This is a genomic window from Myxococcus llanfairpwllgwyngyllgogerychwyrndrobwllllantysiliogogogochensis, from assembly GCF_006636215.1.
Taxonomy (GTDB): Bacteria; Myxococcota; Myxococcia; order Myxococcales; family Myxococcaceae; genus Myxococcus; species Myxococcus llanfairpwllgwyngyllgogerychwyrndrobwllllantysiliogogogochensis.
The window spans coordinates 20,767-44,898 of the sequence record NZ_VIFM01000010.1; the positions used below are offsets into that span (position 1 = coordinate 20,767).

General features: G+C 70.3%; 1 protein-coding gene (only partly in view). It reads left to right on the forward strand.

Annotated elements, in window-relative coordinates; all coding sequences use genetic code 11:
- Nucleotides 1-24,132, forward strand: partial view of a non-ribosomal peptide synthase/polyketide synthase gene (locus FJV41_RS04155; protein ID WP_141641092.1) — the 5' portion only. It continues 22,479 nt past the right edge of the window; the window shows 24,132 of its 46,611 coding nt (coding positions 1-24,132); the start codon lies at nt 1-3; the stop codon falls past the right edge of the window.

Here is a 24,132-nt window from a genome sequence, read left to right on the forward strand (position 1 = left end):
ATGCATGCTCCCTTTCGAATCCTCAATGACGCCCTCCGTGCGCGCGCAGTCGGAGAGTCGTCGCGGCAGCCGCTCTACACCTTCCTCGGAGAGTCGGACGGCGACGAAGCCGCGCTGACCGCACCCGATCTGGAGCGACAGGCACGTCGCATCGCCGCCGCGCTGCAAGCGCGTGGGGCCGTGGGCCAGCGAGTGCTGCTGCTCTATCCGCCGGGGCTCGACTACCTCGCGGGTTTCTTTGGCTGCTTGTATGCGGGCGCGGTGGCGGTGCCCGCCTATCCGCCGGACCCGACGCGGCTCGAGCGCACCCTTCCCCGCTTGCGCGCCATCATCCAGGACGCGGAGGCGACGGTGGTACTCACCACGTCGGGCATCCTGGGCCTGGCGGACTTCGTCTTCGAACAGGCGCCGGACTTCCGAGCGCTTCAGTGGTTGTCCACGGATGACCTGCCCGTGGGCGGCGAGGACGCGTGGCGCGAGCCCGACCTTGGCTCCGACACGCTGGCGTTCCTCCAGTACACGTCGGGCTCCACGGGGACGCCCAAGGGCGTGATGCTGTCCCACGCCAACCTGCTGCACAACCTGGGGCTCATCTCCGGTGCGTTCCAGGTGCGCCGCGACAGCGTGGGCGTCATCTGGCTGCCGCCGTACCACGACATGGGGCTGATTGGCGGCATCCTCCAGCCGCTGTTCGGCGGCTTCTCCGTGGCGTTGATGTCACCGATGTCCTTCCTCCAGCGTCCCATGCGCTGGCTGGAGGCCGTGTCCCGCTTCCGGGGCACCGTCAGTGGAGGCCCGAACTTCGCCTTCGAGCTGTGCGCGCGTCGCGCCACCTCCGAGGACGTGAAGGCGCTCGATTTGAGTTCGTGGGAAGTGGCGTTCTGCGGAGCGGAGCCCATTCGCGCCGCCACGTTGGACCGCTTCGCGGAGGTGTTCGCTCCGGCGGGCTTCCGTCGCGAGGCGTTCTATCCCTGCTATGGGCTCGCCGAGGGCACGCTCATCGTCACCGGTGAGCAGAAGGGCCGCGTTCCTCGCGTGCACGTGCTCGACGAGGCTTCGCTGTCTCGTGGCACGGCTGTCCTCGCGGCCCCGGAGACCCCGGGCGTCCGCGCGCATGTGAGCTGCGGTGCGACGCTGGCCGAGCAGCGGCTGCTCATCGTCGATCCCGAGACGAAGGTGCCGCACGCCGCAGGTGAAGTGGGCGAAATCTGGGTGTCCGGCGGCAGTGTGGCGCTGGGCTACTGGCACAAGCCCGAGCAGTCGCAGGAGACGTTCCAGGCACGCCCCGTGGGCGCCGAGGACGGACCTGCCTATCTGCGCACGGGGGACCTGGGACTGCTCCTCGATGACGGGCAGCTCATCGTCACCGGGCGTCGCAAGGACCTCATCATCCTGCGGGGTAGGAACCTGTACCCGCAGGACGTGGAGGCCGTGGTGGAGCGCGCGCATCGGCGTGTGCGGCCCGGTGGCGTGGCGGCCTTCGGAATCGAGACGCCGGAGGGTGAGGCCCTCGCGGTGGTCGCGGAGGTGGCGCGCGAACTTGCGGAGTCGGGAGACACCGAGGCGCTGACCGCCGTGGCGGACTCGGTGCGGCAGGGCATTGCCCGTGAGCTGGAGGTCCAACCCAGGACGGTGGCACTGCTTCCGCCCGGCTCCATCCCGAAGACGTCGAGCGGGAAGATCCAGCGCTTCGCCTGCCGCGCGGGACTGGCCTCGGGCGAGCTGCCCGTGCTGTGGCGCTCGGACCTGAACCTCGGGGGCACACCTGGGACGATTCGGGATGCAACCGCTGGGGTCGTTGAGAAGGAGCCTCGAGCAACCGGGTCGTCGCTGCTGGGCACCGCTTCGTCCGTGAACGTTGGTGGGACCGCGGACGCTCAGTCCCGCACCGCGTCGACGATGGGCGTCGGCGTGGCCGCACAGTCCGGCACCGCGTCGACGGTGGGCGTCGGTGTGGCCGCTCAGTCCGGCACCGCGCCGTCCGCGAGCGCCGACGTGGCGGTTTCCGCTGGCGCGCTCGTGGAACCATCCGCGAGGACTTCGGGCTTGTCCTCCGCGGAGCTGGAGCGCGCGCTTCGCGAGGAACTCTCCGCCGTACTGGGTGCCTCCGCTGGCACCGTGGACCTGGATGCTCCGTTGACCCGATTGGGGATGGACTCCCTGGGCGCGGCCGACCTTCAGGTGCGCATCGAGAAGCGCCTGGGCGCGCGCATCTCCGCCGCTACGCTGCTTCAGGACGTCAGCCTCCGGGGACTCATCACAGAGGTGTCGACGGGGGCCCAGGGCTCGCTCGCACCGCGTTCCGGTCCGGTGGCGCGGGGCAGCTCGAACGCTGGGCCTCTGCCGGCCTCCTTCGCGCAGCAGCGACTCTGGTTCATCCAGCAGCTCGAACCGGCCTCGACCGCCTACCACATCCCCCTCGCCTTCACGTTGCGGGGACACCTGGACACTGCCGCGCTGGAGCGCGCGCTGAACGAACTGGTCCGTCGCCACGACGTGCTGCGGACCACGCTCACCTCGAAGGACGGTGAGCTGCTCCAGCACGTCCACGCACCGACGCCCGTGGCCATCGAGCGAGTCGTCACTGACGCCGATGACCTCGCGGACCGCGCCTCCGTGCTGGATGCCGTGGCCGTACGAGATGGCCAACGTCCCATGGACCCGGCGACGGGTCCGCTGCTTCGCTTCAGCCTCGTGTGCTTCGCGGCCGAGGACCATGCCCTCGTCGTCTCCGTGCACCACCTGGTGGCCGACGGCTGGACCGTGGGCCTGATGGCGCGCGAGCTGGCCACCCTCTACGGGGCCTTCAGCGCGGGACAACCCTCGCCCCTGCCCGAGCCGGCGCTCCAGTACGGAGACTTCGCCGCGTGGCAGCGTGAGCACCTCACGCCCCAGGCACTCAGGAAGGAGCTGACGTGGTGGAAGCAGGCGCTCGCGGAGGCCCCCTCCCTGCTCGCCCTTCCCACCGACAGGCCTCGGCCGCAGCGCCTCTCGTTCCACGGTGCGCGCCGCTCGCGGCTGTTGCCCGCGGCGCTGATGGCGAAGTTCCATGCCCTGGGTCGACGTGAAGGCGTCACGCCGTTCATGAGCGTGGTCGCCGCGCTGTCCACCGTGCTGCATCGCTGGAGCGGACAGGCCGACTTCGTGCTCGGCTCCGCCATCTCCGGCCGCGAGGTCCCCGGCATTCGCGGGCTGATGGGCGACTGCACCAACTTCATCCCGTTGCGCGTACGGCTCCCGTCCGAGTCCACCGTGACGGGGCTGCTCGCGGCGGTGAAGCAGAGCACCCTGGGCGCGCTGGCCCATGGGCATTGCCCGTTCGACCACGTGCTCGCGGCCGTGCAGCCCGGCTCGCAGCGGCGCGAGCTGTACAACGTCGCTTTCGTCCTCGACGACTACGACATTCCGCGCGACCTGGCCGTCGGCAACGGCCTGACGCTGGGCGTGTCCCTGCTGGACAACCGCACCACCGAACTGGACCTGACCTTCGAGGCCGCGCACGGGCCCGACGGACTGCTCATCGGCTGCAAGTACGCGTCGGACCTCTTCGATGCGGAGACCATCGACCGGCTGCTCGGCCACCTCGAAGTGGTGGTGGGCGGCATGGTGGACGCTCCCGGCCAGCGCATCGCCGAGCTGCCCTTGATGACGGAGGCCGAGCGTCAGCACGTGCTGCACGCCTGGAACCCCCGCACCGAGTCGCCGAGTGACGGCACGCTGGTGGAGCGCTTCGAGGCGCAGGTGGACCGCACGCCGGACGCCGTCGCCGTCACGTTCGAGTCCAGTCACCTGACGTACCGCGATCTGGATTCACGCGCGAACCGGCTGGCCCAGGTGCTGCTGCGCCATGGCGTGGGCCCCGACGTCCTCGTCGGAGTGTGCCTGGAGCGCGGGCTGGACCTCATCGTGGCCCTGCTCGGCATCCTCAAGGCCGGCGGTGCGTACCTGCCGCTGGACCCGTCGTATCCCCGGGAGAACCTCGCGTTCATGCTGGAGGACGCGCAGGCCCCCGTCCTCATCACGCAGACCTCGCTGGAGGACCGCGTGCCCGCGCCCGGCGCCGCCGTGGTGCGCCTGGACATGGAGCCGTCCGACTCCGCCCCCGCGCCGCGCCCGCCGCGCTGCAACGCCCCGAGCGACCTCGCCTACGTCATCTACACCTCCGGCTCCACGGGGCGCCCCAAGGGCGTGATGGTGCGGCACGACAACGTCGTGCGCCTCTTCACCGCCACCGACGCGTGGTTCCACTTCGGACCCGAGGACGTGTGGACCCTGTTCCACTCCTACGCGTTCGACTTCTCCGTCTGGGAACTCTGGGGCGCGCTGCTCTACGGCGGCCGGCTGGTGGTGGTGCCGTACTGGGTGAGCCGCTCTCCCGAGGCCTTCCATCGGCTGCTCGCGGACGAGCGCGTCACCGTCCTCAACCAGACGCCCACCGCGTTCCGCCAGCTCATCCATGCCGAGCAACAGGCCGCCGCGCGCGGTCCGCTCCCCACGTTGTCCCTGCGCTACGTGGTCTTCGGCGGTGAAGCGCTGGACATGGCCGCGCTGCGTCCGTGGTTCGAGCGGCATGGCGACGCGCGTCCGACGCTCGTCAACATGTACGGCATCACCGAGACGACGGTCCACGTCACCTACCGTCCCGTGCGGATGGAGGACGTGGAGCGCCCCTGGTCCAGCGTGATTGGCGCGCCGATTCCGGACCTTCAAATCTACCTGCTGGATGCGCTCGGCCAGCCCGTGCCCGTGGGCGTCCCGGGAGAAATCCACGTTGGTGGCGCGGGTGTGGCCCGTGGCTACCTGCGGCGTCCCGAGCTGACCTCGGCGCGCTTCGTGGAAGACCGCTTCGGCCCCGTGCGCGGACGCAGGCTGTACCGCGCGGGAGACCTGGCGCGACGCCTGGCCAATGGAGACTTGGAGTACCTGGGCCGCATCGACAACCAGGTGAAGATTCGCGGCTTCCGCATCGAGCTGGGGGAGATCGAATCGGCGTTGAGCACGCATCCCTCGGTGCGAGAGACCGTGGTGATGGCCCGCGAGGACTCGCCGGGAGACAAGCGCCTGGCGGCGTACGTCGTCCTCGGGGACCTGGACACGTCGGGCACCGTGGAGCAGACGGCGCAGTGGAAGGCCGTCTACGACGAGACCTACGCCCAGGGGGAGCGCAGCGAGGACCCCACCTTCGACATCTCCGGCTGGAATGACAGCTACACCGGCGGGCCGCTCCCCGCGCCGCAGATGCGCGAGTGGGTGGACACCACGGTGCGGCAGATCCTCGCCCTGCGTCCTCGCCGGGTGCTGGAGCTGGGCTGCGGCACGGGCCTCCTCCTGTATCGGCTGGCGCCTCGGTGCGAGGCGTACTGGGGCGTGGACTTCGCCCGGCCCGCGTTGGATCGCATCGAGCAGCAGAAGGAACGACTGGGCGACGCCCTTCGCTCCGTCTCCCTGCTGCATCGAAGCGTGGATGACCTGTCCGGCATCGAGCCCCACTCGTTCGACACCGTCATCCTGAACTCCGTCATCCAGTACTTCCCGAGCGGCGACTACCTGCTCCAGGTACTGAGCGGAGCGGTGAAGGTGCTCAAGCCCGGGGGCCGCATCTTCCTGGGCGACGTGCGCAACCTGGAGCTGCTGGAGTCCTTCCGTGCCTCGGTGCGCCTGCATCGCGCGCCGCCCAACCTGTCGACGCCGCAGCTCCAGTACCGCGTGCAGCGAGACGTGCTGGCCGAGGAGGAGCTGGTCCTCTCGCCCACGTACTTCACCTCGCTGCCCGCGCGGGTGGCGGGCATCTCCCGAGTGGAGGTCCTGCCCAAACACGGTCGCTACGACAACGAGCTGAGCCGCTTCCGCTACGAGGTCATCCTCCATGTGGGCGAGGCCACCGCGGCCTCGCGTCCTGACTGGGTGGATGGAAGCAACCTGTCGCTGGAGACCCTGCGCCAGAAGCTCGAAGCCCAGCCTTCGATGCTGGCCGTGCGCGGCCTGCCCAACGCCCGCGTGCTCGATGACACTCGACTGGTCGCGCTGCTCTCCGGCACCGGCCGGCCGCCGCACGTGGGCGCGCTGCGCGAAGTGCTCCGCGACTGGCCCGGCTCACGAGGCGTGGAGCCGGAGGACCTCTATGCCCTGGGCGGAATGCTCGGCTACGACGTCCGGGTGAGCTGGGCCGGCGCGCATGCGGACGGCGCCCTGGACGTGGTGTTCTCACGGCCCGGTGAGGCCACTCGACTCGACCTCACCCCGGAGGCGGCCGGTGACCTCGCGCCCGTGTCGCGACTCGCGAACGACCCGCTGCGCGGGGCCCGGAGCGCTCGCGAAGTGGCGCGCATCCGGCAGTCGCTCATGGAGCGTTTGCCGCCGCACATGGTGCCGTCGGCCTTTGTCGTGCTGCCGTCGCTGCCGCTGACTCCCAGTGGCAAGGTGAACCGTGGCGCGCTGCCCGCTCCGGAAGCGGACCGCTCCGTCATCGAGGACGAATACCTCGCGCCGAGAAACCCCACCGAGGAGGCCATCGCTCGCATCTTCTCCGAGGTGCTGGGGCACTCCCGCGTGGGTGCCCGGGATGACTTCTTCGCGCTCGGTGGACACTCGCTGCTGGCCACGCAGGTGGTGACGCGGCTGCGCGCTCAGCTCGGCGTCTCGTTGTCCCTTCGTGCCCTCTTCGAAGCGCCCACCGTCGAACGGCTCTCCGAGCGCATCGCTCCACTGCAAGGCGCGGCTCCGACACCGAGCGAGAGCGTGCCCCTGGAGCACCTGACTCGCTCCGGAACGGTGGACGCGCTCGCCGTGTCCTTCGCGCAGCAGCGCCTCTGGTTCCTGGAGCAGCTCCAGCCCGGACAGGCCGCGTACAACATCCCCGTGGCCCTGCGGCTGACGGGACGACTCGACGTCGAGTCCCTGCGTCGGACCTTCGCGGAGGTCGTCCGTCGGCACGAGCCCCTGCGGACGACGTTCGCCTCGCGCGATGGCCAGCCCGTGCAACTCGTCCATCCAGCGCCCGAGGCCTGGCCTCTGGAGGTCGAGGACCTGAGCCCCCTGGAGTCCTCCGCGCGCGCGGCCGCCGTGGAGCACCGCGTCTCCGAGGAGGCGCACCACGCGTTCGACCTGGAGCACGGCCCCCTGCTGCGCACGGCGCTGCTCCGCCTGGGAGCCGAGGAGCACCTGCTCCTGTTGTGCATGCACCACATCGTCTCCGACGGCTGGTCCATGGGCGTGCTCGTGCGCGAGGTCGCCATGCTCTATGCGGCCGCCTCCTCGGGCCGCGCGGCCACCCTCCCCACACTCCCGGTCCAGTACGCCGACTACTCGGCCTGGCAGCGGCGCGTGCTGGAGAACGAGACCGAGAACACCCAGCTCGAAGCCTGGCGATCGCACGTCCAGGGGACCCCCGTCCTCGAGCTGCCGACGGACTTCCCGCGTCCCGCCGTGCGCGGCTCTCGCGGAGCGACGGAGTTCTTCACCGTGCCGGCTGACCTGGTCTCCCAGTTGGAGAAGCTGGGCCAGTCCGAGGGCGCCACGCTCTTCATGGTGCTGCTCGCCACCTGGCAGACCCTGCTCGCGCGGTACTCCGGCCAGACGGACTTCTGCGTGGGCACTCCCGTGGCCCATCGCACGCGTCCGGAGCTGGAGGGGCTGATTGGCTTCTTCGTCAACACGCTCGCGCTGCGGGCACAGCTCGCGGGCGACCCGACCTTCGTAGAGCTGGTGGGCCGGGTGCGCGAGGAGTCCCTCGCGGCCTTCGCTCATCAGGACGTGCCATTCGATCGGCTCGTCGAGGCCCTGGGCGGAGAGCGCGACCTGTCGCGCACGCCCGTGTTCCAGTCGGTGTTCGTGCTCCAGAACGCTCCGCTACAGCCTCCAGCGCTGCCGGGCCTGAGCGTGGACCTCCTGCGGACGGCGACGAACACCTCCAAGTTCGACGTCACCGTCTCGCTGATGGAGCGCTCGGGCACCCTGGAGGGACAGCTCGAGTACAGCCTGGACCTCTTTACCCCGGACACCGCGCGGCGACTGGTCGACCACTTCCAGCGCTTGCTGCGCGGCGTGGTGGAAGACGCGCGACGCCGGCTCTCCGCACTGCCGCTGATGTCCGAGGCCGAGCGACACCAGGTGCTCGTCTCCTGGAATGACACCCGCGCCGAGTACCCGTCCGAGAGCACGATCCACGAGCGCATCTCCGCGCACGCGCGGGCCAGACCCGACGCCGTGGCAGTGGTTCACCAGGGCCACGGTCTCAGCTACGCGGAACTCGAGGCACGCTCCAACCAGCTCGCGCGCCACCTCCTGGCCCGGGGACTGGGGTCGGAGCCTCGCGTGGGCCTGCTCCTGCCGCGAAGCACGGAGCTCGTGGTCGCCATGCTCGGTGTCGTGAAGGCTGGTGGCAGCTACGTGCCCCTGGATCCGGCGTGGCCCGAGCAACGACTCGCCTTCGTCATCGCGGATGCCGGCCTCTCCACGGTGCTCACGCTGGAGGCTGTCGCCTCGGTGCTCCCGTCCGTCGCGCCTTCGCGCGTGTGCCTGGACTCCGAGTGGGCGCACATCGCGCGCCAGTCGACAGACGAGGTGACGCTCTCGACGAGCCCGGACCAGCTCGCCTACGTCACGTACACCTCTGGATCGACGGGCATGCCCAAGGGCGTGGCCGTCACCCACCGGGCCGTGCTGCGTCTGGCGTCCGGCCTGAGCCTCGCCACCGGACCCGAGGACGTCGTCCTCCAGATTTGTGCGCCCACGTTCGACCCGCTCGCCCTGGAGGTCTGGACCACGCTGCTGTCCGGCGCACGGCTCGTCGTGTACCCGGCTCAAATGCCCGAGGTGACAGAACTCGCACGCATCCTCGTCGAGGAGCGAGTGACCGCCGCCTTGCTGCCCACCGCGTTGTTCGACGTGATGCAGCAGCATCAACCGGAGGCCCTGGCCCAGGTGCCTTGGCTGATCGTGGGTGGAGACGTGCTGCCCGTGCCCCGGGCGCGGGAACGACTGGCCCAGGGCCGCTCGCTCATCAACGCCTATGGCCCCACGGAAGTCTCCGTCGCCACCACGCAGCACCCCCTCAACCCGGGTGACACGCTGGGCGACTCGATTCCCATCGGTCGCCCCCTGGCCAATACCCACGTCTACGTCGTGGACCCGAGCCTGCGGCCCGTGCCCGTGGGTGTTCCGGGCGAGCTGCTCATCGGTGGAGCGGGACTCGCTCGGGGCTACCAGGGCCAGCCCGCGCTCACCGCCGAGCGCTTCGTCCCGAATCCCTTCGCCTCCACGCCCGGCGAGCGGCTGTACCGCTCGGGAGACCGCGTGCGCTGGCGTCCGGACGGCACCCTCGAGTTCCTGGGGCGCATCGACTTCCAGGTGAAGGTGCGTGGCTTCCGCATCGAGCTGGGTGAGGTGGAGTCCGCCCTGCGCGCGCACGCCGAGGTCGGTGAGGCCATCGCGGTGGTCCGAGAGGACGTTCCGGGTGACAAGCGACTGGTGGCCTACGTCTCGCCGGCCACCGTGGACACGGAGTCGCTTCGCGCCCACCTGCGCCAGCGCCTCCCCGAGTACATGGTGCCAAGCGCGTTCGTCGCGCTGGAGTCGTTGCCCCAGACGTCCCACGGCAAGGTGGACCGCAAGGCCCTGCCAGTCCCTGACTTCGCTGCGGGAGCCTCCAGCTTCGAGGCCCCCCAGACGGAGCTCCAGCGTCAGCTCGCGGACGTGTTCCGCGAAGTGCTGCGCGTGGAGCGCGTGGGCCTGAATGACGACTTCTTCCTGCTGGGCGGGCACTCGCTGCTCGCCACGCAGGTGGTGACGCGACTGCGTGCGCGGCTGGGGAGCACGCTGTCGCTGCGCGCGTTCTTCGAGGCGCCCACCGTGGCGCGGCTCGCGGAGCGACTCGAAGCCTCGCTCGCGGCGTCCGCCTCCGAGCTGCCGCCCCTGGTCGCCCTGCCCCGCGCTCCGGAGGGAATGGAGCTGTCCTTCGCCCAGCAGCGGCTGTGGTTCATGGACCAGCTCCAGCCGGGCCTCGTCGCGTTCAACATGCCCGCCGCGCTGCGACTGCGTGGGACGCTCCAGGTGGACGTGCTGCGCCGTGCCTTCCAGGAGGTCGCCCGTCGTCACGAGACGCTGCGCACCACCTTCACGTCCCGCGAGGGACGGCCCGTGCAGTACGTCCATCCCGCGCCCGAGACCTGGGCGCTGCGAATCGAGGACCTGAGCGCGCTGGTGCCCTCCGCGCGCGAGGCCACGGCCGCGCGCCGCATCAGCGAAGAGGCACACCGTCCCTTCGACCTGGAGCGCGGCCCGTTGCTGCGCACCGCGCTGCTGAAGCTCGGGGAGCAGGAGCACGTCCTCCTGCTGTGCATGCACCACATCATCTCGGACGGCTGGTCCGTGGACGTGCTGGTGCGCGAGGTCGCCGAGGTCCACACCGCGCTCCTGGAGAACAAGAGCGCGGCGCTCCCGGAGCTGCCGGTGCAGTACGCCGACTACGCGGCGTGGCAGCGGCGAGTGATGGAAGACAGCGCGGTGAGCGCGCAAGTCGACTGGTGGCGCTCACGGCTCCAGGAGGCTCCCGTGCTGGAGCTTCCCACGGACCATGCACGTCCCGCGTCCCGCAGCTTCAGGGGCGCCATGCACTCCTTCTCGTTGCCCGCGGAGCTGGTGTCGGCCCTGGAGGTCGTCGGTCGCGAACAGAGCGCGACACTGTTCATGGTGCTGCTGACCGGCTGGCAGGCGTTGCTGGCTCGGTACTCGGGGCAGCGCGACTTCACCACGGGGACCACGGTGGGTCACCGCGAACGGCCGGAGCTGGAGGGGTTGATCGGCTTCTTCGTCAACACCGTCCCGCTGCGCTTCCAGTGGGACGAGGACCCCACCGTCGCCACCATGGTGCGGCAGGTGAAGGAAGTCGCCCTGGCGGCCTTCTCTCATCAGGACGCGCCGTTCGACCGGGTGGTGGAAGCCCTCGGCGGTGAGCGAGACCTCTCGCGCACGCCGCTGTTCCAGACCCTCTTCGTGCTCCAGAACACGCCGATGCGGGCGCCGTCGCTCACGGGCATGCAGGTGGACCTGCTTCCGTGCACCACGGACACGGCGCGCTACGACCTCACGCTCTCCCTGATGGAGCGGGAGGGCGCGCTGGAGGGACAGCTCGAATACAGCACCGACCTCTTCACCGAAGCGACGATCCACCGGATGGCGGAGCACCTGCGCGTGGTGCTCCAGGCGGTGGCTCGCGGAGGTCTGGAGCAGCGCCTCAGTCAGCTGCCCCTGATGACCGAGGCCGAGCGTCATCAACTGCTGCGCGACTGGAACGACACGCAGGTGGAGCTGCCCGCCGTGGCGACGATTCCCGCGCTGTTCTCCGCGCAGGTTGCTCGCACGCCGTCGGCCGTGGCCGTGGATCATGACGGTCGGACGCTCACGTACGCGCAGCTCGACGAGCGGTCCAACCAGCTGGCGCACCACCTGCGAACCCTGGGCCTGGGCGCCGAGTCGCGCGTGGGCGTGTGCCTCCACCGGAGTCTGGAGATGGTGGTGGGGGTGCTCGGCATCCTCAAGGCCGGGGGGTGCTACGTGCCCCTGGACCCGTCGTACCCGGCGCATCGGCTCGCGTTCCTGTTCGAGGACTCGGGCGTGGCGGCGGTGCTCACGCAGGCGTCGCTGGAGGACGAGCTCCCCTCGGGCTCCCAGCCCCTGGTGAGCCTGGACTCCGAATGGAGCGTCATCGCGCGGCAGCCCACGCACGCGGTGAACTCGGACATCGGACCGGACCAGCTCGCGTACGTCACGTACACCTCCGGCTCCACGGGAACGCCCAAGGGCGTGGCCATTCCGCACCGAAGCGTGGTGCGCCTGTTGACCGGCGCGCGCTTCGTCGACCTGGGCCCCAAGGAAGTGGTGCTCCAGCTCGCGCCGCTGGCGTTCGATGCGTCCACCCTGGAGCTGTGGGGCGCGTTGCTGCATGGCGGACGGCTGGTCATCTACCCGCACGCGACGACGGACCTGGAGGAGCTGGGCCAGGCGCTCGTGCGGCATGAGGTGTCGCTCCTCTGGTTGACGGCCGCACTGTTCGACCAGATGCAGCAGCATCAGCCGGAGGCCCTGGCCCGGGTTCCGCAGCTCCTCGCGGGCGGCGACGTGTTGCCCGCGCCACGGGTGCGCGAGCGACTGGCCAGTGGCCGTGGTCTGGTGAACGGGTACGGCCCCACCGAGGGGACCACCTTCACCGCCTGCCACCGGCTGTCACCGGGTGACGAGGTGGGGACCTCCGTCTCCATCGGTCGGCCCATCGGCAATACCCAGGTCTTCGTCCTCGACGACGCTCTTCAGCCCGTGCCCGTCGGTGTCCCGGGTGAGCTGTTCATCGGAGGAGACGGTCTGGCCCGGGGCTACCTGGGTCAGCCTGCCCTCACCGCGGAGCGCTTCGTTCCTCATCCGTTCTCCTCCACGCCGGGCGCTCGGCTGTACCGCTCCGGAGACCGGGTGCGGTGGACAGCGGACGGCACGCTCCGCTTCCTGGGCCGCACGGACTTCCAGGTGAAGGTGCGTGGCTTCCGCATCGAGCCGGGCGAGGTCGAAGCCTCGCTGCGCACCCATCCGGGCGTGCTCGAAGCCACGGTGGTGGTGCGCGAGGACACACCGGGCGACAAGCGCCTGGTGGCGTACGTGGTGCCCGCGACGCTGGAGAGCGGCGCCCTGCGTGAGCACCTGCGTCGTCAGTTGCCGGAGTACATGGTGCCGACGGCGTTCGTCGCGCTCGACGCCCTGCCCCTGTCCCCCAACGGCAAGGTGGACCGCAAGGCGCTGCCGACGCCGGAAGTGTCCTCGTCCTCGCCTGTCTCCGAGGATGCCCTCCCCCTCCTCCAGCAGCAGCTCGCGGCCCTGTTCCGCGAGGTGCTGAAGGTGGACCGGGTGGGTCCGGACGACGACTTCTTCGAGCTGGGTGGCCACTCCCTGCTGGCCACGCAGTTGGTGACACGGGTGCGCGCGCGGCTCGACGTGGACCTGCCGCTGCGCGTGTTGTTCGAGGCCCCCACGCTGGCGGGGCTGGCGCAGCGAATCGAGGCGCTCATGCTGCACGCCTCGCGCACGGCGATGCCGCCGCTGCTGACGGTGGCCCGTGACGAGGCGATGCCCCTGTCCTTCGCCCAGCAGCGCCTGTGGCTCCTGGAACAGCTCCAGCCGGGCCAGGCCGTCTACAACGTGCCCGTGGCGCTGAAGATGTCCGGCGCGCTCGACGTGGACGTGTTGAGGCAGACCTTCGCCGCGCTGGTCCTCCGGCACGAGGTGCTCCGCACGACCTTCCTCGCCCGTGAAGGACTTCCGTTCCAGCGCATCCAACCCGCGCCGACGCGCTGGTCCCTGCCCGTGGAGGACCTGAGCTCGCTGGCTCCCGCAGCGCGCGAGACCGCGCTCCGCGCTCGGATGGTCGAGGAGGCGCATCACCGGTTCGACCTCCAGACCGGTCCGATGCTGCGCACGGTGCTCGTCCGTACCGAGCCCACCGAGCACATCCTGTTGCTGTGCATGCACCACATCGTCTCGGACGGCTGGTCCATGGGCGTGCTGGTGCGAGAGGTGGCCGCGCTCTACGAGGCCATCGCCGAGGGCCGTGAGCCCACCTTGCCCGAGCTGCCCGTGCAGTACGCGGACTTCGCGGCGTGGCAGCGGCAGTGGGTGCGCTCCGAGGGCATCCAGGGACAGCTCGAATCCCTGCGCGCCCGCTTCGTCGGGGCTCCCGCGCTGGAGCTTCCGGCGGACACCGTGCGTCCCGCGACGCGGACGATTCGGGGTGGCAGTCACTTCTTCACGCTGCCCCCGGAGCTGGTGGCGGAGCTGGAGAAGCTGGCTCGCGCCGAAGGGGCCACGCTGTTCATGGTCCTGCTCGCCGCGTTCGAGGTGTTGCTGTCGCGCTACTCCGGGCAGCAGGACTTCTGCATCGGAAGCCCCGTGGCCCAGCGCACCCGAGCAGAGCTGGAGCCGCTCATCGGCTTCTTCGTCAACACGCTGGTGCTGCGAGCCCGCGTCGATGGCAACCCGACCTTCACGGAGCTGGTGGCGCGAGTCCGTGAGGAGTCGCTGGCCGCGTACGTCCACCAGGACGTCCCGTTCGACCAGCTCGTGGAGTCGCTCGGCGGCGAGCGCGAGGGCCGCAGGTCTCCGCTCATCCAGGTCATGTTCGCGTTGCAGAACGCGCCCATGCAGCCTCCGGCGCTGCCCGGCGTCCGGGTCGACGTGTTGAAGACCGCGACGAACACCGCGCGGCTCGACCTCACGATGTCCCTGATGGAGCAGCAGGACGGCGGACTCGACGGCGCGTTGGAGTTCAGTCTCGACCTGTTCTCCCCTGCTTCCGCAGAGCGGCTGGGCCGACACTTCCGCGTCCTGCTGGAGACCGTGGCTCGCGATGCGAAGAGCCCCATCGGACAGCTTCCGCTGATGGGTGAGGAGGATCGGCGACAGGTGCTGGTGGAGCTCCAGGGCCGCACGGAGGCCTACCCGCGCGATGTGTCCCTGCACTCGCTCATCGAGGCCCAGGTCCTTCGTTCTCCCAACGCGGAGGCCGTCCGCTTCGAGGACTCCTCCCTCTCCTTCTCCCAGCTCGACTCTCGCGCCAACCAGCTCGCCTGGCACCTGCGCTCTCTCGGTGCTCGCCCCGGCGTCCTCGTCGGTGTCTGCCTGGAGCGCTCCCTGGACCTCGTCGTCGCGCTCCTCGCCGTCCTCAAGTCCGGCGCCGCCTACGTCCCCCTGGACCCGGCCTACCCCCGCGAGCGCCTCGCCGGAATGCTGGAGGACGCGGATGCGCCCGTCCTCGTCACCCACGAGCACCTCAAGTCCGTCCTGCCTCCTCACGCTTCTCGCGTGCTGTGCCTGGACTCCGACGCGACCGCTGTCTCTCGTCAGCCCTCGACGACTCCCTCGCCCCTGGCCGGCGCCGACTCGCTCGCCTACGTCATCTTCACCTCGGGCTCCACCGGCCGCCCCAAGGGCGCCATGAATGCCCACTCCGGCATCGTCAACCGCCTCCTGTGGATGCAGCAGCAGTACGGCCTGTCTCCCGACGACTCCGTCCTTCAGAAGACTCCCTTCTCCTTCGACGTCTCCGTCTGGGAGTTCTTCTGGCCCCTCATGACGGGCGCTCGCCTCGTCCTCGCGAAGCCGGGCGGACACCAGGACCCCGCCTACCTCGTCCGCCTCATCTCCGAGCAGCGCATCTCCACCCTGCACTTCGTCCCCTCCATGCTCCGCGCCTTCCTGGAGGAGCCGGGACTCGAGAAGCTCTCGGGCCTGCGTCGCATCGTGTGCAGTGGTGAGGCTCTCTCCTCGGAGTTGGTGGCCCGCGCCCACTCGCGCCTGCCCGCCTCCGCGGAAGTCCACAACCTCTACGGCCCCACCGAGGCCGCCGTCGACGTCTCCTTCTTCCACTGCGCTCGCGGCTCCTCTCGCTCCTCCGTCCCCATCGGCAGGCCCGTCGCCAACACCCGCCTCTACGTCCTCGACTCCCTCGGCCAGCCCACTCCCATCGGCGTCCCGGGTGAACTCTTCATCGGTGGCGTCCAGGTCGGTCTCGGCTACTGGCGCAAGCCCCAGCTCACCGCCGAGCGCTTCATCCCCGATGCGTTCTCCGACGCTCCCGAGGCCCGCCTCTACCGCACCGGCGACGTCGCTCGCTGGCTGCCCGACGGCACGCTCGAGTACCTCGGCCGCTCCGACTTCCAGGTCAAGCTGCGCGGCTTCCGCATCGAGCTCGGTGACATCGAAGCCGCTCTCCTTTCACACCCCTCCGTCCGCGACGCCGTCGTCCTCGTCCGCGAGGACGTCCCCGGCGACCAGCGCCTCGTCGCCTACGTGGTCCAGGAGTACGCGTCGTCCGACACGACCGGGCTGAAGGACCACCTGGCGACCCGACTCCCCACCTTCATGGTGCCCTCGGCCTTCGTGAGCCTCCCGGCCTTCCCGCTGTCCCCGAGCGGGAAGCTGGATCGGAAGGCGCTCCCGGCCCCGGTGGCACCGACCACGGCTGGAACCACCGTGCCCACCGCACCTGAACGACTCACGCCCTTCCAGCAACGGGTCGCCAGCGCCTTCCGCGAGCTGCTCCGCGTCGAGCACGTGGGGCTGCATGACGACTTCTTCGCGCTCGGCGGACACTCGCTGCTCGCGACCCAGCTCGTCTCTCGCATCCGCACCACGTTCGGCGTCGAACTCCCCGTGCACGCCCTCTTCGACGCACCCACCGTGGCCCGAGTCACGGAGCTTGTCGAAGAGGGAATGCTCTTCCGCTCGACACCGTCGCAGGTGCCGCCACTGCGTCCCATTCCTCGCGACGGGGAGCTGCCGCTGTCGTTCGCGCAGCAGCGGCTGTGGCTGCTGGACCAGGTCCAGCCAGGAGGCACCCAGTACAACGTGTCCGGCGCGGTCCGACTGGAAGGCGCCTTGAATCCCGAGGCGCTGCGGCAGGCGCTGGACCTCCTCGTCTCCCGTCACGAGCCCCTGCGCGCGACCTTCGCGCTCAAGGACGGCCAGCCCACGCAGACGTTCCATCCGCACAAGCCGTGGACCCTGCCGCTCGCCGACCTCACGGATGTCTCGCCTTCGGAGCACGAGGCCGCGGCGCGCAAGTACGCCGCCGAGGAGGCCAGCCAGCCGTTCGACCTGAGCACCGGGCCGCTCCTGCGCACCGTGCTGGTGAAGCTCGACTCGGAGCTGCACGTGCTGGTGCTCGTCATGCACCACATCATCTCGGACGGCTGGTCCCTGGCGGTGATGGTGCGCGAGGTGGCGTTGGCCTACGAGGCCTTCTCCGCGCAGAAGGCTCCGGCGCTGTCTCCGTTGCCGGTGCAGTACGTCGACTTCGCGGCGTGGCAGCGCCAGTGGCTCCAGGGCGACACGCTCGCCAGGGAAGTCGCCTGGTGGAAGCAGCGACTCGAAGGCGCGCCTCACGTCCTCGATCTGCCCACCGACCTGCCGCGTCCCGCGCTGCGCACGCCGCAGGGGGCCTCGCACGCCATCCAGCTTCCTCGCGAGCTGGTGAATCGCGTCGTTGCCCTCGGACGGCAGGCAGGGGCCACGCCCTTCATGACCTTGCTGGCCGCGTGGCAGACGCTGCTCTCGCGCTACAGCCGGCAGGAGGAGCTGCTCGTCGGCTCGCCCATCGCGGGCCGCCGCCATGGCGAGCTGGAGGGACTGGTCGGGTTCTTCGTCAACACGTTGGTGCTGCGCGCACGGGTGCGTCCGGAGGACTCCTTCCGCGCATTGCTCGCCCAGGTGCGTGAGACGACCCTCGCGGCGTATGAGCACCAGGACCTGCCCTTCGAGCGGCTCGTCGAGGAACTCCAGCCCCAGCGAGACCTGGGACGCACGCCGCTGGTGCAGGTGGTCTTCGCGCTCCAGAACACGCCCGCCACGACGATGAACGTGCCCGGCCTGACGTTGCGCCAGCTCGACGTGGACAACGACACCGCGCGCTTCGACCTCGGCCTCGTCCTCGTGGAAGAGGCGGACGGGCTGCGTGGCGTCATCGAGTACAGCACGGAGCTGTTCACCGCGCCCACGGTGGCACGCCTCGCGAGCCACCTGAGAAACCTGCTCGAAGCCGTGGTGGCGACTCCTGACCGTGCGCTGGGGACGCTGGACCTGCTCTCGTCGGACGAGCGCCATCAGCTCGTGGTCGACTGGAGTGACACCGTGCGGCCCTTCCCGGCGGATGCCACGTTCGTGGACGGGTTCTCGCGACAGGCGAACCTGCGCCCCGATGCCATCGCCCTGGAGTCCGGCGAACAGAAGCTGACGTACAGGGAGCTGGAGGCACGCGCCAACCGCCTCGCGCACCTGCTGCGTTCTCGCGGTGTGGGGCCCGAGGTCCTCGTCGCCGTGTGCCTGGAGCGCGGCTTCGACATGGTGGTCACCATCCTCGCCGTGATGAAGGCGGGTGGCGCCTACGTCCCGCTCGACGCGGCGTACCCGGCCCAGCGCCTGGCCTTCATGGTCGAGGACGCGCGGCCGAAGCTGCTCGTCTCCTCGCGCGCGCTAAGGGAGCGGCTGTCCCTCCCTGACTCGGGACTGGAGAGCCTGAACCTGGAGGACCTGAAGCTGGACTCATGGCCCACGACGCCACCGAGCTCCGGCGCGGGCCCTCGCAACCTCGCGTACGTCATCTTCACGTCCGGCAGCACGGGGCGGCCCAAGGGCGTGGCCATCGAGAACCGGGGCCTGTTGCGCCTGTGCCACGCGGAGCGGTACGCGCGGTACGGAGCACGAGAGACCAGCATCCTGCTCGCGCCCATTTCGTTCGATGGCTCGGTGTTGGAGCTGTGCCCCTCGCTGCTGCACGGCGGCCGAGTGGTCATCTACCCGGCCAACGCCGTCCCCAGTGACCTGGACACGCTGGGCGCGGTCATGGAGCGGCATGGCGTTACGTTCACGCACCTGCCCTCGGGGCTCTTCGCGCAGCTCGTGGAGCACCGTCCCGACATCCTGGAGCGCCTGAAGGAGATTCACGTCGGCGGTGAGGTCCTCTCGGCGCCCCATGCGCATCGCGCGCTGTCCACGGTGCGCGGCTCGCTGACCAACGCCTATGGGCCCACCGAGGTCTCGGTCATCGCCACGGCCTTCTCCATCCAGCGGCCGATGCCGTCGGGCGTGTCGTTCCCCATTGGAACGCCCATCGACAACACGCAGGCGTATGTCCTGGATGCCCGGCAGCAGTTGGTGCCCGTGGGCGTCCCTGGCGAGCTGTACCTCGGTGGCCTGGGCGTGGCTCGCGGCTACGTGTCGCGTCCGGACCTGACCGCCGAGCGCTTCGTCCCGAATCCCTACGGCAACCTCCCGGGAGAGCGGCTCTACCGCACCGGTGACGTCGTCCGCTGGCGGGCCGAGGGCGTGCTGGAGTTCATCGGACGCACGGACCAGCAGGTGAAGATCCGCGGCTTCCGTATCGAGCTGTCCGAAGTGGAAGCCGCCCTGGCCTCCCAGCCCGCCGTGCATGAAGTCGCCGCCGTGGTTCGCGAAGACGTCCCGGGTGACAGGCGACTGGTGGCCTACGTCTCCGCGCGGGAGGGCCAGACGCTGGACACGGCCGACCTGCGCGCGGGGCTGCGCCAGCGGCTGCCCGAGTACATGGTGCCGTCGGTCATCGTCACGCTGCCCACCCTGCCGTTGAGTTCGACGGGCAAGGTGGACCGCAAGGCGCTGCCGAAGCCGGATGCCGCGTCCACGGGACGACAGGGCCGCTTCGTCGAGCCCGCGAATCCGCTGGAGCAGCGCATCTCCGCCATCTGGGCGAAGGAGCTGGGCACCGAGCGCGTCGGCATGCATGACCACCTCTTCGAGGAGCTGGGCGGCACGTCGCTCTCCGTCGTGCGCATCGCCGCGCGTTTGCGTGAAGAGCTGGGCCAGCCGCTCCCCGTGGTGTGGCTGTTCGAACACCCCACCGTCCAGGGGCTCGCCCGTGCCCTGGAGAAGCAGGTCGCGGAGGCCGCCACCACGGCGACGCCTCACGTCGAGCCCGAGCCTCAGCGCCCCGTGTCCAAGCCCTCCACCTCGGGGGCCGTCGCCATCATCGGCATGGCGGGACGTTTCCCCGGCGCGAGGTCCGTGGGCGAGTTCTGGCGCAACCTGCGCGGAGGCATCGAGTCCATCACCTGGTTCAAGCCCGAGGAGCTGGAGCGCATGCCCGGCCTCCCCGAGGGCATCGACCTGAGCCAGCACCCGGCGTTCGTCCCGGCGGGGGGCGTGCTCGAAGGCGCGGACCGCTTCGACCACGCGTTCTTCGACATGTCCCTGCGCGAGGCGCAGTGGTTGGACCCGCAGCAGCGCGTGTTCCTCCAGTCGGCCTGGACGGCGCTGGAAGACGCGGGCATCGACCCTGATCGCTTCCCGGGGGCCATCTCCCTGTACGCGGGGGCCATCGACTCCGGCTACACGGAGGCGGTGCGCGCCACGGTGCCGCTGGATGGCGCCGCGCTGTTCGAACTCTACGGCACGGCCACCCACGAGAGCCTGGCCACGAAGACGTCCTTCAAGCTGGGCCTCACCGGTGAGAGCGTCCTCATCCACACCGCGTGCTCCACGGGGCTGGTGGCCGTCCACCTGGCTTGCCAGAACCTGCTCGCGGGAATGTCCGACGTGGCCATGGCCGGGGCGACGCGCCTGTCGGTGCCCCAGCGCACGGGCTACGTGTACCAGGAGGGAATGATTCTCTCGCCGGACGGGCACTGCCGCTCGTTCGACGCGGCGGCGCAGGGCACCGTCTCCGGCAACGGCGTGGCCTGCGTCGTCCTCAAGCGCCTGGAGGACGCGGAGCGGGATGGCGATGCCATCTACGCGGTGATTCGCGCGACGGCGACCAACAACGACGGGCGCGACAAGTCGGGCTTCACCGCGCCCAGTGTGCAGGGGCAGTCCGCGGTCATCCGCCAGGCGCTCGCGCGCTCCGGCGTGCCGGCCTCGGACATCGGCTACGTGGAGGCGCACGGCACGGCGACTCCGCTGGGAGACCCCATTGAGGTGACGGCGCTCCAGCGCGCCTACGGCCTGGGCCCCGAGCACCGAGGCACCATCGCCCTGGCCTCGTTGAAGTCCAACGTCGGCCACCTGGACACCGTCGCCGGACTCGCGGGCCTCATCAAGGTCGCGCTGTCGCTGCGGCACGGGGAGATTCCCCCGAGCCTGCACTTCGAGCGCCCCAATCCGCAGATTGATTTCGACGCCACGCCCTTCTTCGTCAACACCACCCTTCGGCCGTGGCCGAGGAGCGAGACCCCGCGGCGCGCCGCGGTCAGCTCCTTCGGCATTGGCGGCACCAACGCCCACGCCGTGCTCGAGGAGTCCCCGATGTCTCCGAGCGGCAGCAGCTCCCGCACCCATCACCTGTTCGTCCTGTCCGCACGCACGCCCGAGGCGCTGGATGCGGCCTCGAAGCAGCTCGCCTCCCATGCGGAGGCGCATGCCGAGGCCCTGCCCGTGGCGGATGCCGCCTTCACGCTCGCCGTTGGCCGCAAGGTCTTCGAGCATCGCCGCGTGGTGGTGGCTCGCGACGCGGCCGAGCTGACGAGACAGCTCCTCAAGCCCTCCACGCCGACGAAGGTGAAGGACACGGAGGCCGCGCGTCGGCGCCGCATCGCCTTCATCTTCCCGGGCCAGGGGAGCCAGCAGTTGGGCATGGGTCGAGAGTTGCTCGACACCGAGCCCACGTTCCGCGCCCATGTCGAGGCGTGCCTGGCGCTGCTGACTCCGGCGCTGCGGGCCCAGGTCCGCACGCTGCTGACCTCCGCACCGGGACAGGAGGCCGAGCACGCGACGCTGCTCGCGGACACGCGCGTCGCGCTGCCGGCGCTGTTCACCGTCGAGTGCTCGCTCGCGCGGATGTGGATGGACTGGGGCCTGAAGCCCCATGCCGTCCTGGGACACAGCTTCGGTGAGTACGCCGCGGCCTGCGTCTCCGGAGTGTTGTCGCTGGAGGACGGCCTGAAGCTGGCCGTGGCCCGAGGCGAGCTGATGCACCGGATGCCGCCGGGAGCCATGCTCGCGGTGGCGCTGCCCGAGTCGCAGGTGCAGCCGCTGCTGTCGGGCCGGCTGTCCCTGGCCGCGGTCAACGCGGTGGACCGCTGCGTCGTCGCGGGCCCCGTGGCGGAGGTGGAGCAACTCCAGGAGACGCTGAAGCGCCGGGACGTCGGTGTGGTGCGGATGCCCGCGCCCCATGCGTTCCACTCGGCGGATGTGGAGCCGCTGATGCCCGAACTCTCGCGGGTGGTGGCCTCGCTGCGCCGCTCCGAGCCGACCGTGCGCTACGCGTCCAGCGTGACGGGCACGTGGGCACGGACCGGGGCGCTGGCCGAGCCTCGGTACTGGGCCGACCAGATGCGCGAGCCGGTGTTGTTCGCCGACGCGGTGGGAGCGCTGCTCGAAGAGGGATGCAGCGTGTTGCTGGAGGTGGGCCCTGGACAGGATTTGACGCCGCTGGTGCGCGCATCGCTGGGCCAGGACAAGGACCGGGTGAAGGCGCTCGCCACGCTGCGGCGGGGGACCTCAACGCCCGAGCACGCGAGTCTCCTCGCGTCCGTGGGTGAGCTGTGGACCCAGGGTGTGGAGGTGGAGTGGTCCGCATTCTTCGCGCATGAGCAGCGCCACCGACTGCACCTGCCTACGTATCCGTTCCAGGAGAAGCGCGTCTGGGTGGAGGCAAAGCCCGGCGCTGCACCTGTGCAGCCCCTGGTCGTCGCGGAGTCCGTGCAGCTGAGGGCCGCGTCCGGAGCACCGACGCCGGTCGCGCATCTTCCGTCTGTTACGGCCATGGCGTCTGGGACGGAGCCCGGGCGTCCGACGACGACGGGACTCGTGCCCCCGCCGGCGTTGCTTGCTCCGCCGGAGTCGTCTGGGTACAGACCTGCTCACGTGGTGCCAGCGGAGGCCACTGGCGTCCGGCCCGCCCACGGAGTCCCGGCCGGGTCCCCAGACTCACCGCCCGTGCACGGACTCCCGTCCGAACCCGCTGGCTCACGGCCCACTCGCACCGTCCAGAGTGAGTCCGCTGGCTTCCGCCCTGTCCACGTAACACCGTCGGAGTCCTCGGGCTTACGGCCCACCCATGGGGCGCCAGTGGAGGCACCTCGGTCGCCACCGGTGACTCCCGAGCCGGAGCCCGTGGAAGCCACGCCGACTCGCGAGGACGCACCGCGCGGTGCCATCGAGGAGCGACTCGCGGGACTCTGGCGTGAGCGTCTGGGCCTGGAGTTCGTCGGCCGTGATGACGACTTCCTGGAGATTGGCGGCAACTCGCTGATGGCCGCGCAGCTTCTCAACCAGGTCCGAGAAGCGTTCGGCGTGCAGCTCCCCCTGGCGGCGCTGTTCGAGGCGCCCACCGTGGCCGGCATCGCTCTGCGTATCGAGCCGATGCTGCGGCAGGCCCCCGTCGCCGCGCCGACTCGCGAGCTGCCCCTGGTCCCCCTGCCCCGCACAACCGAGCTGCCGCTCTCCTTCGTTCAGGAGCGTGTCTGGCGGCTGGAGCAGCACCTGCCCGGCCTCTCCGCGTACAACATCCCCTTCGTCCTGCGACTCGAAGGCGATCTGGACGCGGCCACGCTGGCGCGCGCGGTCCAGGAGGTCGTCCGACGGCATGAGGCCCTGCGCACGACGTATGACGTGGTCGACGGCCGGCCCGTCCAACGGTTCCACCACGACGTACACATCCCCCTCCCCATCGTCGACGTACACGGAGCCACGCCCGAGCTGCGCGAAGCCGAGGCCATGCGCCTGGCGCGCGAGGAGGCGATGCTCCCGTTCGACCTGGTGAACGGGCCCGTCATCCGGACCTCACTGCTCAGCCTGGAGCCTGGGCACCATCTGCTGCTGGGCAGCATCCACCACGTCGTCTGCGACACGCTCTCCACCGCGCTCTTCATCAACGAGCTGGTGCAGCTCTACGGTGCCTTCAAACAAGGCCGCCCATCGCCCCTGCCTCCCCTCCCCATCCAGTACGCGGACTTCGGCGCTTGGCAGCGCGGAGGCATCCGCGAGGGCCGCTTCCCCGAGCAGGAACAGTGGTGGCGTCAGCGGCTCGCGGGAATGCCGCGTCAGCTCGAAGTGGCCACGGACCGCAAGCGTCCCGCGAGCTGCCCGCTCACCTCCGTGCGCCTGCCCGTGGAGTTCCCCCGAGCCCTGGCCCGCGAGCTGGGCGCGTTCGGTAAACGCGAGGGCTTCACGTCGTACATGCTGGTGCTCGCCGCGTGGCAGACCTTGCTGCACCGCTACAGCGGACAGACGGACATCATCGTCGGCACGCCCCTGGGCAATCGCACCCGGCCGGAGCTGCTGCCCCTCATCGGATACGTGGCGCACTCCGCCGCGTTCCGCACCAGCTTCGCGGACGACCCGACGTTCCGTGAGCTGCTCAACCGCGTGCGCCAGGAGCTCAACGAGGTCCAGTCCCGTCCGGACGTGCCCTTCGAGTACCTGGTGGAAGCACTCGTCCCCGGCAAGGACATCGGCCGTGGGCGCATGACGGACACCGTCTTCGTGTTCCACAGCGGCATCAGCGGCGGAGCGGCGGCCCTGGAGATGACCGGGGTCCGCGGCTCCATCGTCGAAGTCCCGGACGGCCCCGTGCAGTGGGGCACCACGCTGTCTGACTTGACGCTCGTGCTCGGTGACGAG